Genomic DNA, 17,137 nt, shown 5'->3' with positions numbered 1-17,137 from the left:
GCGGCGCGCGGCGGCGGTGAGCCGGACGTCACGGGCGACCAGGAACTCGTGGCGCGGATCCACCGGCCGGCCGCTCGCGGGCACCGTGTCCAGGCGACGGAGCCGGCCGCGCAGCCGTATCCCGTTCGCGATGATCCCGACGCACATCAGGATCGGCAGCCACCACAACATCGCCCGGCATCGCCTCCTGACCGGGCTAAAACATCCTGACCGGGCTCAAGCATCGTGATCGGGCTAAACCATCGTGATCGGGCTAAACCATCGTAAGCAGGTGGTCCGCGGCGGCCGTGACGCCGCCGGCCGCCGTGAAGTCCTCGCGCAACCGCCCGGCGGCCGTGCGGAAGGAGGGGTCGTCCAACACTGAAGTGATCGACTCGCGCAACGCGGGCGCGCTCACCCGCCCGAACCGGACCCGCAGACCGGCGCCGGCGCGTACGACCTGCTCACCGATGATCGGCTGGTCGTCCCGGACCGGCGCGACAACCAGTGGAACCCCGTGCGCGAGCGCCTCGCAGACGGTGTTGTTCCCGCCATGCGACACCACCACGGACAATCGCGGCATCAGCTCAACCTGCGGCACGTAGGGTAGCAGGAGAACGTGCTTCCGAATGTCACCGCCGTTGATATCACTGCCGTTGATGTCGCCGCCGTTGATATCACCGCGCGCGACGCCCGATCCGAGCGCGCCGAATTCGGCCGCACCGCTTGTGGGTGCATTCACGATCCCGGGCGGCGCCACGACTATCGCCTGCAGCCGATGCGCGAGCGGATCAAGGGCCTCCACCGCGATCCGCAGAAATCGCCCGCCGGCATCTCGGGTCACTGTCCCCAACGAGACCAGCACATGCTCCCGCTGCGGGTCGAGCCATTCCCAGGGGAAGGCCGGCGCCGGTCGACGCCAGCCAGCCGGCGTCCCGACAAAGACGTAGTGCCCGGGGAAGTCGGCCGTCCGCAGCATCTGCGGCACTGAACAGATTAGGGTCAGCTGGTCGGAAAAGCGCAGATCGCCGACGCGCGCGTCGTGTTCTGACACCCCCTGGGCACGCTGGAAGTCACGTAAAGTATCGACGACCCATTGCCCGACCCCGGTGAGCACCTCATACGGGTTGTCCAGTTCCGCGGACGTGGTCGCCAGGGTGGCCCACGCCAGGCCGCGACGGCGGGCGACCAACGCCGCACCGATCGCCTGCTGGTCCACCACGAGCACATCCGGCGCGAACTCGTCGACCAGAGCCTCCACATCCGCGACCATCGACGCGGCCAGTGGGATGAGGAAGTCCTCCCACAGGAACTTCAGCGATGCCGGGCCACGCAGCGTCCTCGACCTCTCGCTGATGGCAGCCTGATCGGCGCTGGACAGTTCGCCCGTCAGCGGAAGCAGGGCGAGTCCGGGTGGCAGGAGCGGCCCGATCACACCGGCGTGGCCGGCGATGGCGGTGTCATGACCGCGTTCGGTAAGTTCACCGGCGATTCCGGCGGCCGGGTTGACATGCCCGGTCAACGGCGGCACGACGAACAGAAAGCGACTCACGGGGATGTCACCGGGCCGGCGTCGATCGCTGCATGATCCGCCCGTTGTGTGCCGTCCGGTTTCGGGCTGTCCGGTTTCGGGCTGTTGAGATCCGCCGGCGGGACCATCAGTGTCACCCACCCGGGGGTGTCGAATTCCCCCCCGGGGCCGCGGGTGTAGGTCGGCATCGGGTGCTCGCGGTCGAACAGCCACCACCGCATCAGCCTGCGCAGGTATTCAGCGGCCTCGCGCAGCACGGCATGCGTGTGATGCTCCAGGATGATCAGCGTGCAGTTGCCGACAAGTCTGGCGAGCCCCTCGGCCTGCCCGATGATGTCGGAGTTTCCCCCATAGACCGCGAGTACGGGTATGTCCAGACACGCCAATCGCTCGGGTGAGAAGGCGACGGTGGCGAGCATGTCCTGCGCGATCGAGGTGTCCCGCAGCAGTGACTGGGCGCTGCGGGTGATCCGGCTGACGGCCCGACCGGCGGACTCCGCCAACCACTGTTCGACCTCGACGTCGGAAAGCCCGACCAGAACCTGCGTGAGCGACCTGGCCATCTCAGCGCCTAGGCCGTCGATGAGGAACGGCGGTTCGATCAGCGTGAGGCTCGCGACCTGCTCGGGAAACTCCAGCCCGTAGGCCAGCGCCATGGTGGCCCCATAGCTGTTGCCGACCAAGTGGACGGGACTGTCGACACCCAGTGCGTCGAGCATCGCCGCCAGATCCGCCATCGCGTTCGCCATGCCGTAGCCGGCCGGCGTCCGCTCGCTGCGCCCGTGACCCCGAAGATCATAACAGATCACGTCAGCGCCCGCATGAGCGAGACTGTTACCGAGCGAGAAGTAGAAACTGGACATGTTGTCCATGACCATGCCGTGCACCGTGACGACAACGGGCGACCCCGGTTGCGGGCCACCGTTGGGTGGCAGCCGCTGGACGTGCAGCCGGACGCCGTTCGCAAGAATCTCGGCCACTGCTACGACCGTGGGGCGAGACAGCCGGCGATGTAAGAGACCACCTGCCCGACCTTCATGTTGATGACCTCGTCGACACCCATGCCAGCGAGAAAGCCGACGAAGTCGACCATGTCGCCATAGCGTTCCCGCATCCGATCGGCAAGGGTGACAAACTCGATGCTCTCCAGTTCGAGATCGGTGTTGAACGACGTCTCCATCGCGATTTCCAGATCGATGACATATTCCTCACCGATGATGTCACGCAGCAACGCCGCCACCTCACCGAGGACCCGGGCCTCGACCACAGCCCGGCCGTCGGCCGACGCCTCGGCGGAAACCAGCGCGTACTCGGTCGTCATGTCCATGCTCCTTCGCCGCCTTTTGGACCGCTCTCTGCGGTGCTTTCATTCGTATTCTTTCCGTTTCCTTCGCCGGCGCTCCACCGGTTTCCGCTGGCCGCCCGCTCGACCGCCGGCGAGGTCCATGCCACGACATAACGGTCTGCCTCGGCCCGGTCGGTGGACCCGGCGGCCGCGGTGGACCCGGTGGCCGCGCGGTCCGGCACGGGCTCGCCGGCCGCGTCGATCAGCTGGTGGGCGACCCAGCGTACGTGCGCTCGCGGAGCGTCCACGCGGACCCGGAGATGACCGGGTGCCACCGTGTCCACGACGAACCTCTTCGGCTGGCCCGCCAATCCGACGCCGTCCGCCTTCGCCACCGATTCCTTCGCGGTCCAGAACCGGGTGAACCACAGTGCGCGCCGGTCCGGGTCGGCGCCGGCGACCTCCGTGAGAAGGACCTGTTCCGTCTCGGTGAGGGCGAGCGTCTCGACGCCCGGCGCACGCGACGCCACCCGCTCGATGTCGATGCCGACATCGCCCTCGGGATGCACCAGCGCCACGCCGAGGAATCCTGTGTGGGCCAGCGACACATGTGGCGGCGCCGCGATCGGTGTGCCACCACGGTCGGGCAACCGGTCGATCACCGGCCGGCCCGACGGCTCGTTCGACACGCCGATCTCGATGCCCCACACGTCACCGGCGCCGCCGTCCCAGAGCCAGTGGCGGACGGCGTCCTTCGCCGCGATCCGTCCAATCAGCCACTGCCGCGCCGCCTTCGGATTCCTGACGGCAAGCGCTGCCCGCTCATCGGCGTCGAGGTGGTGACGCAGCATGAGCTCGCGGGATGCGGTGTCATGCCATCGCTCCCGGACGAACACCCATCCGCCCTCGGCGCGCTCGGCGATCGCGCTGCGCGCCGGACTCAGCAGCATCGACCACGTCACGTCATCCTGGGAGAACCGCCGGTCCTTCCAGCCCTCGATCACCGCCCACACTGTGCCGTCAGCGGCCCGTATCTCCAGGTCGGCGGTGACGGTCGTGTCCCCCACGTCGCGCACCCACACAGTGCCGGTCAGCCGGTCGCCTACCACCGGAGGCGGGCCGAAGAACCGCAGGGAGCGGATCGTCGTGGGCAACAGGAGCCAGTCCGTCCGGAGGTACTCCATCGGCCAGTAGCCGAACAGCTGGCCGGCGGTGTCCAGGAGCGCGCCGGGAGCCTCGGTGACGACGAACTCGCCGTGGACGCCCTTCGGTGAGATCGGCCCGACCGCGACCAGGCCCTGGAAGCCTGGCCCGTGGAACAACCGTCCGCTCCGGTAGATCGACTGTCCGTCGACCACATCGCGTCGCAGGTCGGGCAGTGGTTCATCGGACGGCGTCGGCGGCGCCGGGTAGTCGTCGCCAAGGATGACCGTGCCGCGTGCGTACCCCTCGACATTGACCATTACCGCGTCCGGTCCGACCGCGACCGCGGTGATGGTCACCTCGACCGCAGGCGCGATCGCGAGCCAGCGCAGCGCCCGGATGTCGGTCAGCCCGAGCGCCACCCGACCGGGCGCGAACGCCCGCGCCTCATCGATCATCATCTCGAGCAGGGTGGTCATCGGGATCACCGGGAAACGGTCGGCGAGATGCGGCCACCCCGGCGGCTGGCCGTAGAAGCAGTGATCAATGATGTACGGCATGGTTTCGATCGACAGTGTCCGCCGGACGCTACGCGGCGGCCCCGGCAGCGCGGCCGTCACGGCCACGCCCGGCTCTGCCCCCGGGGCTGCGGCCGGCGGCTTTCTGGCGGCCCACCGTCCGACGACGGTCGAGACCATCTCGTTCGTGTCTGCCATAAACGCGGCGAATTCAGCGAGAACGGGATGTTCCCCCTGGTCGGCAAGTTGGTCGGCAAGCTGGTCGGCAAGCGGCCGGGCAGGCTCGGGCAGCGACAGCGGCAGCGGTGCCAACGCGGCGGCCCGCTCACCCAGCCGGATCAGTGGCGCGCCCAGGTTGAGCAGCATCGGCCTACCGCGTCGCGTTCGGCTGGCGGCCGGCTCCGACCCCGAGACTGCCGCCGGCGCCGACCCCGAGACTGCCGCCGGCGCCGCCACGGCCCGGTCCACCGTCGGCAGCAGGTCCATGCGCGGGGAGGCTCCCTCGACCCAGAGCGCTGCCGCCACCCGCCGCAACTGGTCAAGACCGCTACGTTTCGGGGTGTTCGTGACGACGGTCAGGTACTCGGCGCGCGCCATTGTGTCCTGCACGAAACCGGCGATGCTCCCCGTACCCACCGCAACGAACACCCGCACGCCCGCGGCGTACAGCGCTTCGATGAGCCCACGGAAACGGACCGGCTCCAGCAGATGGCGCGCGAACAGGTCACGGACGGCGGCAGGATCCTGCGGGTACGGTGCGACCGTCGTCGCCGACCAGACCGGCACCGTGGCGGCGCCGATCGGGGTCCGCGCCACGTCCATACGCACCCGGTCCAGGTAGGGCGCGAAGAACGGTGAGTGGAAGCCGGACCGGAACGGCAGTATCCGGCACAGCACACCCTGGCCGCGCAGCCGCTCAAGAGTGGTAGTGACGCTGCGGCGCCCCCCGCAGATGATCGACTGATGGGGGCAGTTGTCATGGGAGATCACCACATCCGACAGTCCGTCGATAGCTGCGACGGCCTGGGACACCCCGCACCCCAGCGCACCGAAGACCACACCGGGCACATCGAGAGAACTCGGATCGAACGAGTTGATGAACCTGTCCACGAAGTCATCGGCGATCAGTCCAGCGGAGATCATCGCATTCCACTCGCCGATGCTGTGACCCCCCAGGACGTCCGGGACGATCCCCAGCCGGCGCAGTGCCATGTCCAGGATCCGTCCCACCTCGACGCTGGCGACACCGTGCGTGCCCAGTACCCCAGTGCTGGCGTCGACGGTGCTGGCGTCGACGGTGCCGGCGTCGACCGCCCGATGCGGCAGGGCGAAATGCGCGCGGACGTCGTCCACCCGCGGGTGGAACCCGTCCTCCAGACCGCAGAACAAGAAAGCGATCTTACCCGGCCCGGCAGTGCCGTCAGGATGTTCCAGCGCACGCCGCCCCAGCAGGGGCGATGCCGTGAACCACAGATCATTGCGGCCACGCCAGGCGGTACCACGCTCGACGATCGTCCGGGCGAGCGCAAGCCGCCGGCTGTCCGGTGCGACGATCGCGAGCCGGTACGGGCCCCCGGTGGGCATGTTGCCGGCATCGTCGCGGGCGAGCAGCTCCTCGTCGGGCACGGCGAGCGCCCGGACGAGCGCCGCGATGCTCGCCCCGGCGACCAGCAGGACCCGCTCGGCACCCTGCTGCAGGCCCCTGCCGGGCTGCCTGGTCGAACCGCCGGCCAAACCGCCGGCCAAACCGCCGGTCGAACCGCCGGTGACGCCCAACACCGGAAACGCGATGGACGGCGCGTTCGACGACGCCGGCGCCTCCTCGACGACGACATGGGCGTTGATACCGCCGAACCCGAACGCGTTCACACCGGCCCGCCGCTGGACGCCGTCGGGCGCCTCCCAGGTGGCGGCTTCACGTATCGGTTCGAATCGGGTGCTCGCCAATACCGGATGCGGCTGCTCGCAGTGCAGGGTCGGCGGCAGTGTCCGGTGGTGCAGCGCCAGGACGGCCTTGATGAGCCCGGCGGCGCCGGCCGCGGGCATGGCATGACCGATCATGGACTTCACAGAACCGATGCCGATCGGCGGAGCACCGGTGGCGCGACCGAACACCCGTCCCAGGGTGGCGAGTTCCGCCGCGTCCCCGACCGGGGTGGCGGTCCCGTGGGCCTCGACGAGACCGAGCGCACCGGGCGCGGTCGGGTCCAGCCCAGCGTCGGCCCAGGCCCGCTCGACGGCCAGGATCTGCCCCTGCTGCGACGGCGCGAGCAAGGTGGAGGACCGCCCGTCACTGGAAACACCACAACCGCGGATCACAGCGTAGATGCGGTCACCGGCACGTTCGGCATCGGCGAGTCGCTTCAGCACGACCATCCCGACGCCCTCACCGATCAGGATGCCGTCGGCCCGCCGGTCGAACGGCCGAATCCGCGAGGTCGGGGACAGCGCCCGCAGCAGCGAGAAGACGCTCCAGAACGTCACTTCCTGGACGAGATGCACACCACCCGCGATCATGGCGTCCGCCCGGCCGCCCGCCAGCTCGCGCACGGCCGTGTCAACCGCGATCAGGGACGACGCGCATGCCGCGTCCAACGTGTATGCCGGGCCACGAAGATCCAGCCAGTTGGCGATGCGCGAGGCGGCCAGGTTCGGCACCAGACCGATCGCGGCCTCCGGACGGTCCGGACCGAGGGTTTCGACGAACGCGGCGCGGACCGCGGCGAGCTGGTCGGTCGTCAACGTGGGGACGAGTTCCCGCAGCGTGGTGACGAGCTGGGTGGAGACCTTGACCCGCTGGTCCAGCCGGGCAAGACCCGCGGCGAGGTAACTGCCGCGCCCCAGTACCACCCCTGTCCGGCCACGATCGCCGAGTGTGTCAGCGCCCCCGGCGTCCGCGACGGCCTCGGCTGCGACCCGCAGCGCCAGCAGCTGATCGGGCTCGGCCCAGTCCACGGCAAGCGGCATGATCCCGAACTCGATCGGGTCAAAGGTCGCGAACTCCTCCACGAAGCCGCCGCGCCGACAGTAGATCCGGTCGGCGGCGACCACCGGTTTCGCCCCGGAGCCGAGTTCGCCATCTGGTCCATCGACACCTGGTGCACCACCACCTGGTGCACCGGAGTCAGCCGCGGAATCCGGATGAAAGAACTCCTGATCCCAGCGCCGCGGTGACACATCCCGGACCGCGTCCACCCCGCTGACGATGTTGCTCCAGTAGGTAGCGAGGTCACCCGCGCCCGGGAACACCGACGCCATCCCGACGACCGCGATCGCCGGCTTCACGCGAGCGCCTGCCTGGTGGGCCAAAGGCGATGCGATCGTGGTTCTGTCGCATCGCCGGAGGCCGTAATCCCCGAAGCACTGGTGGGCCAAAGGCACACAATAGTGACTCTTTGTGCGCGCATGCTAGCCCTATGCGAGCTATAGTTCGACATCCGCGATCCCAAAACCGAGAAATCCGTCATCGAGCGCCCCGGGCAGGCCGCACATGTACACCACTTGCGGAACATCGACATCAGCGGCCAGCTCACGTAGAACGGCGACGACCCCGGCATCCGGATCGATCAGACCGATACCCCGGCGGGCATACTGACGTTCCAACTCGGCGGACACCATTCCCCTGCCGACGTCCACGCCGCCGGTTTCGATGCCAGTTTCGCGACCAGTTTCGCGACCGGTATCGCGACCGGACGAGCCCCATGGCCCCCAGTCCAGCGAGACGACGCGGCCATGAAAACGCCGCGACCAGGCATGGGCGCAGGTGTCAAGAGCATCGTTAGCCGCGGAGTAGTCAACCTGACCCCGGTTACCGAACACCCCTGCCACGCTGCCGAACAGGACCAGGAAATCAAGATCTGGACGCAGTGCGTCGACAAGCGTCCGGGCACCTTCGACCTTTGTCGCGAACACCCGATCGAACGACTCCGGTGTCTTGTCCCGCAGCAGCTTGTCCTCAACGACCCCGGCGCCGTGCACGACCCCGTCAATCCTGCCGCGGTCTGCATAGACCGCCGCCACGACCTGACGCAAGGCGTCGGCATCCCGCACGTCCACCGCATGGTATCGAACGTAGGACGCAGTCTGGGTGAGTGCGGCGAGAGTGGCCCGCACTTCCCGCTCCGCCAGCAACCGGGCCACCCTGGCCTCGATTTCGGCCGGTCGACGCACGCCCGTGTCGATCAGTGCCCGCCGCAACCGCGGTGCATCCGGCGCGGCGGCGGTTGCCGGGTCCTCCGGCGCGGCCGGGAGCACGGTTCGGCCGATCAGTTCGATCCCGCAGCCGGTGGCGCGGGCGAGAGCCAACGCCACCCTGGCTGTGATACCGCGGGCACCGCCGGTCAGCAGCACAACCGAGTCCCGGCCGAGCGCGGGCACGCCCACACCGGTCGAGGACAGTTGCGCAGGCACCACCCGCGGAGTTAAGCGGGCCCCATGACGGTAGCCGACCACGACAGGGGCGTCCGGTGTGAGCAACTCGGTGAGGAGGTACTCGGCGAGCCGGGTCGGGGCCTCCTTGGGGTCGAGATCCACCGCCCGGACGAGCACGTCGGGCGCCTCCCGCGCAAGGGTGCGCGCCAGCCCTGCCATCCCGATGCTCGGACCAGGTTCATCGGTCGCGGACCGACCGAAACTGCCGCCACTGCCGGTCGCGACGACAAGGCGGCGGGTTCCGCCCGCGACCGCGGCCCGGATCGGACCGTACGCGGCGGGCAGGGCCGGTGGGGCATCCCGGTCCACCGGCGACACCCACAGGACGCCGTCCGCCCCGACGCCGCTCGCAAGCTGATCGGCGAGCACCTCGTCGGCGGCGGAGAACATCCGCACGGCCGCACCATACTGCTCCAGCATGGTCGTCAGGACGAGCCCGATACCCAGTCCACCCTCGACGACGGCGAACCGGGAACCCGACAACGGCCCGGCCCCGGTGTTGTTCTCGGCCGCGGCGAAAGTCTCCGCGAGCGGGCGCGGTGACGGCAGTGCGACGACGTCGACGACGAACCGCCGCAGCGATGCAACACCTGGCTGCTCACGATCCGCATGCGCCAGTAGCCTGCCCGGGTCGATGTAAACGGTGTCGACGTCGACGGTGGAACCGATGTTCGTCACCACCCGCGCGTCCCTGTCGGGGACCGGGTCGTCGGCACAGTCACCGGCAAGGTCACCGGCCTGGCCACCGGCCGGGTCGTCGGCACAGTCACCGGCAAGGTCGTCGGCACAGTCACCGGCAAGGTCACCGGCCGGAGCAGGCACCACATCAGCGTTGGGACCTGGCCGGGTGACGATCCAGTCAACGATCCCACGGACGGTCCTGACCTGCGCCAGCTCCTCGACCATCGCATCGGCGAGATCCCAGGTGCCGGTCATGCCACCGCTGCCACCGGCCGAAGCGGTGCCGTCCCCCGCCGATCCGACGCGCGCTGTCAACGCCCCCAGGATCTCCATTCTCTTGATCGAATCAATACCCAGATCAGCCTCAAGATCCAAATCTGATTCCAGCATCTCCGGCGGATAACCCGTAGCCGCGCAGATCACATCCACAACCAGACCCAACACCGCAGGTGGATCCAGCACGGGCACCGCCGGTTGCACCGACGTCATCGGGGCCACCCCGGGGCCGCCCGCATCCGGTGGCCCCGCCTGGGCAGGTACCAGCGCCGGACGCCCCTGAACGGGGAGAGTGGGCGTGGGCACAGTCGGCACCCGGATCGGCTCCCGGGTGGACTCCGCGCCTTTCCGTTCTCCCACTCCGGCTGACGCACCGAGGTAGCCGAGCATGACATCGCGTTGCGCGGCGACCAGCTCCCGGGTGGCGCGCAGAAACTCAACCATGGTGGCGTCCATTGAGGCGTCCGCGGTGGCATTCGTGCCGGTCACGCCCATGCCCGTCACACCCATGCCCGCCACGCCCATGCCCGCCACGCCCATGCCCGCCACGCCCATGCCCGTCACGTCCATGCCGACGTTCGGGGACAGGCCCTGTGGCGGGATGTTTCCTCGCACTGCCGCGGATCCCAGGGGCACTTCTCCCACCGGCGCGGATCCCACCGGCGCGGATCCCACCGGCGGAGGCGCCATGGGGGGGAGCAGCGGCCGGGAACCCTGGATCGCCGGTGGGATGGGCTCATCGTTCGCCAGCCGGGTCAGCTCGTCCGCGGGCCGCAGCCCGCCGGCCAGATGCCGTCCATCGGATGTCCGCACCATGTGGCCGTCGACCAGCCAACCGGGTCGGCGTGGGCAGTTCGCGGCTGAGACCGTACGCACGTCCCGCCCGGCGAACAGCGGCGTCGTGTCCACGGCGACACCCGCAGCGGCAAGCTCAGCCAGCGCAAGCAGAAGCCGGCGGAGCCCGGGTTCGCCGGGAACGTCCGTGGCGAGCGCCGTATGCGGCCGGCCGGCGAGGATCCGGCCGATCAGCCCGGTGAGTACCCGCCCAGGCCCGACCTCAACGAAGATCCGCACACCGGCCGCATACATCGCCTCGATCTGGTCGACAAATCGGACCGGGCGCGCGACCTGACCGGCGAGCGTCTGTCGTACCGCGTCGGGCTCCGGCTCGTACGGCTGGGCGGTGACATTCGACCAGACCGGGACGCCCGGCTCGCCGACCGCAACCTTGTCCAGCTCCGCGCCGAACGTCTCGACCGCGCCCGCAACCACCGGGCTGTGGAACGCGCACGCCACCGGGATCCGCCGGGCCGTCAGCCCTGCGGCCGCAAGGCGTCCGACGGCGAGGTCGACCGCGCCCGTCGGACCGGAGATCACGGTCTGGTCCGGTGCGTTGTGGTTGGCGATCACAACGTCGGCCAGCTCCGTCCCAGCGGCGGCCAGGACCTCCTGGACACGCCCGGCCGCGGCGGACACCGCGGCCATCGCTCCCGGGTCGGCGGTCGGTGCGAAGGCGTCGGCCGCGCCGAGGATGGCCTCCGCCCGCGCCGCACTGAGCAACAGAAGATCATCAATGTGGATGGCCCCGGCCGCGCACAGGGCGACCAGCTCACCGTAGCTGTGGCCGCCGAGATGGTCAGGCCGGACACCGAGCCCGGTGAGGATCTCGTGCATGGCGAGCCCCGCCATCCCGAGAGTCGGCTGCGCCGTACGCGTATCGGTGATCGCCGCCTGCTGGGCGGCGACATCGCCACGATTGAAGGCGGCCGGCGGGAACATCGCCGTCGCCCACTTCTCACCGCGTTCGAGCAGGTGACGCAGGCGTGGGAAGGCCACGAACAGATCCGCCAGCATCCCGGGCCGCTGGCTGCCCTGGCCCGGGAAGAGAAAGGCGATCTTTCCGCCACCATCCGGACCGGAGTCAGCCGTCTCGGCGTCGGCGCCGCGCTCGGCGCCGCGCTCGGCCCCGCTCTCGGCCTCAGCCGCAACGAAAATCCCCGCCTTCGGATCGTGCTCAAAGACCCGTGCACGTCTCACCAGGTCTGGAAGATCATCGAGGGTGGCCGCGACAAACGCCACCTGGACGGCTCCGCCGCGTCTGCGCGCGACCGTCGCGGCCAGATCACGCAACTTCCAGGGTTGTCCGGCGCCGTCGTTGATCCTGATCAGTTCGGCGAGTTTGTCCAGAGTGCGGCCGGCGGCAACCCGGTCGGTGCCCCGGACGACAAAAAGCTCCGCGGGCCAGGAGCCCAACCCGTGGGCGGGCTCGGGCCCACCGTCGTAGGCGGAGAGCACCACGTGGAAGTTCGTCCCGCCGAACCCGAACGCGGACACACCAGCGTGCCGGCGTGACGCGGGTGCCGCCCACGGACGAGCCCCGGTGTCGAAGAAGAACGGACTGGTTGCGGCGTCCCAGTAGGGATTGGGCTGGGTGAGGTTCAGCGTCGGCGGGCGCACCCCGGTTTCCAGCGCCTTCACCGTCTTGATCAGACCGGCCAGGCCGGCCGCACACTTGGTGTGCCCGATCTGGGACTTCACCGAACCGACCGCGCAGCTCGCCGGCGCCGCCCCGTGGGTGGTGAAGACCTCGGTCAGGCCGGCGAGCTCCGTCCGGTCACCGACGACCGTGCCGGTTGCATGCGCCTCGACCAAGCCGACGTCGGCCGGGGAGATGCCGGCTCGGGCGTATGCCCGTTGCATCGCCAGCACCTGGCCTGCCTTGCGCGGAGCGGTCAAGCCCAGCGCCCGGCCGTCGCTCGATCCGGCCACCGCCTTGATCACAGCATGGATGCGGTCACCGTCGCGTTCGGCGTCGGCAAGCCGTTTGAGCACGACGACGGCCACACCCTCGCCCAGGCTGATGCCGTCGGCGGCCGCGTCGAAACTGCGGGACCGGCCGGTCGGTGACAGGGCCTGGACGGAGGAGAACAGCAGAAAGTCATGGACGCTGTTATGCGTGTCCACACCGCCGCAGAGCACGAGGTCGGAGGTGCCGGCCACCAGCTCCTTGCATGCGGCGTCGAGTGCGGCCAGCGAGGACGCGCATGCCGCGTCCACCGTGTAGTTCACCCCACCGAGATCGAGGCGGTTGGCGATCCGGCCGGCGATGACGTTGGCGAGCAGACCGGGGAAGGAGTTCTCGTCCAGGGTGGGCAGGCATTCGTCGAGCGCGGGCGGAACCGGGCCGACCACGCTCGGGTAGGTGGACCGGAAGCCGTACGCGGAGGCGAGGTCGGCGCCGGATTCGGCGCCGAACACCACTGACGTCCGCGACCGGTCGAACGGACGGTCGTCATATCCGGCGTCGCGCAGGGCCCGGGCAGCCACGGCCAAGGCCAGCAGCTGCCCGGGGTCGATACTGCTCAACGCCTTCGGTGGGATCCCGAAACTCAGCGCGTCGAACGGCAGCGGGGCCAGGAACCCACCCCACTTGGACGGCACCCGCCGCCCCGCGTCGCGCGGGCCCGTATCCGGGTCGTAGTAGAGATTCGGGTCCCAGCGGCTACCGGGCACCTCGGTGACCGCGTCCAGGCCGCCGACGATGTTGGCCCAGTACTCGTCCGCGTCGGCGGCACCCGGGAACACACAGGCCATCCCGACGACGGCGACATCCAGCGGACGGGCGACCTCGCGCACCTCATGCCGCGCACCTGCCACGCCGGACGACCCGCCGCCGCCGACGGCACTCGTGTCGATACCGAGCGCAGCGACCCTGGCGGCCACGGCCTGGGTCGCGCCCTCGGTGACCTGGGTGTGCAGGGCGCCCACCGTGGTCCGTTCCGACCGCAGCGCCGCCACCTGCCCGATCATGAACATGCCCTCACGGCGCTGGGCCTCGGGGTCGACTGCGACCAGCCGCCCGCGTTCGCGACGCAACCCCTTGCTCGCGATCCGCAGCCGGCCGAGGTTAAGGCGTTCCAGCTCCTCCCACACCTGCGCGCGAGTCAACCCCCGCTGGAGCAGTTCGGCCTTGCGTTCGTCGAAGGCGCGGACGAAGTCCGACTGCACGCACCGGGTGGCGTGGCCCGGCGAGGTCTCCAGCAACACGGTGCCCTCGCAGTCCACCGCGGCCTGCTGGAACCCGGGCAGGATCGCCCCTGACTCAACCGCCTCGGCGGTGAACAGGTAGGCGGTGCCCATCAGGACCCCGATCCGGGCGCCGCGTTCGACCAGCGGCGCCGCGGCTGCCGCAACCATGGCCGCGGACCGCGCATCGTGCACGCCGCCGGCGAACAGCACATGCACACCCTCGAAAAACTCGGTGCCGGCCTGTTGCCCGTCCTCCTTGGCCACCCGTTCGCCATGGGCCAACAGCCCCGCGATCTGGCCCTCCCACAGCGGAAAGCTCGCGCGTGGGCCCACGTGGCCACCGCACTCGCGTCCCTCGAAGACGAACTTGCGGGCACCGTCGGCGAGGAATCGGCCGAGCAGACCCGGCGAGGGCACATGCAGGAAGGTGTCGATGCCGGCCGCCTCCAGCGGGGCCGACTGGGACGGACGCCCACCCGCGATCAACGCGCACGGCGGACGGACGGCGCTGACCGCCTCCAGCTGGGCGGAACGGATCTCCGGCGGGGCGAATCCGAGTATTCCAACACCCCACGGTGCACCGGCGAGCAGAGCGGCGGTCTCCTCCAACAGCGTCCGGGCCTCGGGCCCGCTCAGCAGAGCAAGGGCGAGAAACGGCAGGCCACCACCGTCGGCCACCGCCCTGGCGAACTGGGCCCGGTCACTGACCCGCGTCATCGGCCCCTGCGCGACCGGAACGCGCAGACCCCGGTCGACCGCGAAGGGCGCGCCAGGGGCCAACGGGGCGAGCCGCGCGGCGGCGGTGAGATGCTCCCTGATCGCCTCCCGGACCGCTGCGACGACCCCGCCGGCGGTGATGTGACGATCAGCGAGCAGGGCCGCGAAGGCTCCGTCCTGGCCGACCGGCAGGAACTGCGCACGCAGGTCACGGGCACCCAGCCGGTTGGCGACAGCGGTCGTGTCAAGATCGTGACCATCAAGGTGGGCGACCGGCAGGTCCGGGCGGACGTAGACACGATGCCCGGCGATGACCGTGGTCTCGCTGCCGTCCATCGCCCGGATGGCGGCAGCCACATCGGTCCGCGGTTCCATCTCCCGGACCAGGGCGAGCTGGACGTCGAGCACGACCCCGTGCGCTCCGCCGGCAACCGCGGCTGCGGCGGTGTGCGGGCCGATCCCACCGGCGGCCCACACCGGGCGGTCCAGCTCGGCGTGCAGCAGATGCTGAAGCAGTGTGAACGTGGTCAGGTCACCGACCCGACCACCCGACTCACAACCCCGGGCGATCAGGCCGTCCGCGCCGGCCTCGACCGCCGCCCGCGCCTGTACAACCGAGGTGACCTCGACCAGGACGCGACGGCGACCCCCGGCGGAGGCGATCACGACGTCCCACCGCGCCCCGGTCGAGCCGGCGACCGAGGCCCGGTCGGATGAAAGAAGGTCGGACGAAAGAACGATGGTGTCCACCGCGGCCGGCAGATCGCCCGGCTCGGTCGAGCAGCCGGCGGGAACCCGCACCCCGAACGGGCCCCGGGCCCAGCGTGCCGTGTCGGCGAGCGCGGTGCGCGCGGCCGCCGCGTCGCGCCCCAGGTCGAGAACTCCGAGGCCACCGGCCCGGGTCACGGCGGCAGCCAATCTCGCGTCCGGCTCGGTGAACGGAGTGACGCCAATGACAAGGTCCCGTTCCCGGGCCTGCGGGTTTGGAGACGTACTGATGCTCATTGGACAATCCCTCCTGACCCTCCGCCAACCCGTCGACGAGGCGCCGTGGGCGGAACACTGACAGTTGAGGGCGGAGGGTCACAGCGCGTTCTCGCCATGCCGCCCGCGCGGGTTGGGTTTAAGAGCGACCGGACACAGACGGCAATCCCACGAACGGATGCAGGCGGCGCCGCCGCCGGAACTCGCCGCATGAAAACACCCACGGCGCGCATTGCCACGGCCACTCTGGCCGTATCAGAACAAACCCGATGACCATGTACCTGTTCGCCATAAAGCCGTTGACATAGAATTGATTTTACGATATCGACCATATCACACCATGAAAAGCAACGGAAAACCATCGGAGGCACAACAAACTTTGCCCACTGGACCCGCGCGAGCATCCCGCAGCCGGGAAACGCCGACGGCTGTTTCCCGGCCAACCGGCATACGGCAGGTCCAACCGACGGAGAGCGCAACAGGTTAATAGGCGCAAAGAAACATCTCGTCGGCCGGACTTTGCCCGATGGATACATCCACGAAAAGTTCACCCGGTAGCAAGAACCTATTTCAGGTCTTCTGACGGGCTCGCCACGCCCAGTCGACCAAAGAGGAAACGATCATGCTTCTCTCCGTGTGCTCGGGGGGCGACGAGCTGCAGTCGGATCAGGCCCTAGGTCGCGACTCTCGACGATCGTCCCATCCGACACGACCAGCTGCTCGAACGAACCTTCGGTCTCGGTGATCCAAAACGCGCCACCGAGGGTCATGGGGTCAAGGTTACGCTGCACGGTAGCCCGGAAGCGGCGACGGCGGACGAGCACGACCCGCAGGGGTCCACGCCCGCCCAGCAGCGACCCCCACGCGACCGTGAACGGCACCGGCGGCCGGCGCCCCTCGACCGACGTGGTGCCCTGGCGCCAGCCGAGAATCGGGGTGCGTTCGAGCGGATGATCGAGAACGTCCGAAAACGCATCCGCGGACCTGAGCCGCCAGTGCAGGAGTCCGACCGGCGAGCTCACCAACTCGACTTCGACGCCGGAAAGCGGCAGCTCCATCCGGTCGAGCACCTGGTCCATTGCGCCACCTCCGCGCCGCGTCCGCAGAACCGGGCGAAGCCGCCGGTCCTCCACCCGTCGCGAACGACACACCCCATCCCACGATCGGATGCCGTCGCCCAGCGCCGCGAGGACTATAATCCGGCCACGACCGCGGGTAGCGCATCCTCCATGCCGGGTGAGGAAGCAGCGACGGCAATGTCAGGGAACTCACGGCACCGGGCACCCGTACCCGGCCGGTACCCGTACGCGGCCCGCAACCGGCACGCGAGGGCGACTGTCACAGGAGGGCTACCGGCGCACAAGGGCGACCGGCACGCGAGGGCTACCGGCACGCGAGGGCGACTGTCACAGGAGGTGAAGCGCCCGGGCGCGCTGCACGGCATCGCGCCGCCGCGCCACGTCCAGCTTGCGGTAGATGCTCTTCAGGTGTGTCTTGACGGTGTTCACCGAGACGAACATCTCCTTGGCGATTTCCGCCGTGGTGAGCATCGTCGGCAGATAG

7 protein-coding genes are annotated in these 17,137 nt (G+C 69.5%); all 7 read right to left on the bottom strand.

Annotation, left to right across the window (positions count from 1 at the left end):
* Window positions 1-253: 253 nt before the first annotated feature.
* Window positions 254-1,531, bottom strand: a complete 1,278-nt coding sequence (locus U9977_RS10555; protein WP_322749041.1) for a glycosyltransferase — start codon at window positions 1,529-1,531, stop codon at window positions 254-256.
* Window positions 1,528-2,490 (bottom strand): alpha/beta hydrolase, encoded by a 963-nt coding sequence (locus U9977_RS10550; protein ID WP_322749040.1) that lies wholly within the window; start codon window positions 2,488-2,490, stop codon window positions 1,528-1,530. Before U9977_RS10550 ends, U9977_RS10555 begins: the two co-directional genes overlap by 4 nt.
* A 2-nt stretch (window positions 2,491-2,492) precedes the next feature.
* Window positions 2,493-2,831, bottom strand: a complete 339-nt coding sequence (locus U9977_RS10545) for an acyl carrier protein (RefSeq protein WP_322749039.1) — start codon at window positions 2,829-2,831, stop codon at window positions 2,493-2,495.
* The gene (locus U9977_RS10540) at window positions 2,828-7,741 is read right to left on the bottom strand and encodes a polyketide synthase (RefSeq protein ID WP_322749038.1); all 4,914 of its coding nucleotides are present in this window, start codon (window positions 7,739-7,741) and stop codon (window positions 2,828-2,830) included. The genes U9977_RS10545 and U9977_RS10540 overlap by 4 nt, the downstream gene beginning before the upstream one ends.
* Before the next feature lie 138 nt (window positions 7,742-7,879).
* Window positions 7,880-15,595 (bottom strand): SDR family NAD(P)-dependent oxidoreductase, encoded by a 7,716-nt coding sequence (locus U9977_RS10535; RefSeq protein WP_322749037.1) that lies wholly within the window; start codon window positions 15,593-15,595, stop codon window positions 7,880-7,882.
* Between the two features lie 599 nt (window positions 15,596-16,194).
* Window positions 16,195-16,653, bottom strand: a complete 459-nt coding sequence (locus tag U9977_RS10530) for a hypothetical protein (protein ID WP_322749036.1) — start codon at window positions 16,651-16,653, stop codon at window positions 16,195-16,197.
* 327 nt (window positions 16,654-16,980) lie between these two features.
* Window positions 16,981-17,137 (bottom strand): helix-turn-helix transcriptional regulator (locus U9977_RS26915; RefSeq protein ID WP_416210547.1); only part of this gene is annotated, 157 nt, incomplete at its 5' end.

Source organism: Protofrankia sp. Cas8 (assembly GCF_963555845.1).
Classification (GTDB): domain Bacteria; phylum Actinomycetota; class Actinomycetes; order Frankiales; family Frankiaceae; genus Protofrankia.
The sequence above is the reverse complement of the archived record's forward strand: the minus strand, read 5'-3'. Positions and strand labels throughout refer to the sequence as shown.

Bases quoted from the DNA above. Each gene is read 5' to 3' on its own strand.
- U9977_RS10545 (WP_322749039.1), bottom strand. From the start codon at position 2,831: ATGACGACCGAGTACGCGCTGGTTTCCGCCGAGGCGTCGGCCGACGGC.
- U9977_RS10530 (WP_322749036.1), bottom strand. From the start codon at position 16,653: ATGGACCAGGTGCTCGACCGGATGGAGCTGCCGCTTTCCGGCGTCGAA.
- U9977_RS10535 (WP_322749037.1), bottom strand. From the start codon at position 15,595: ATGAGCATCAGTACGTCTCCAAACCCGCAGGCCCGGGAACGGGACCTT.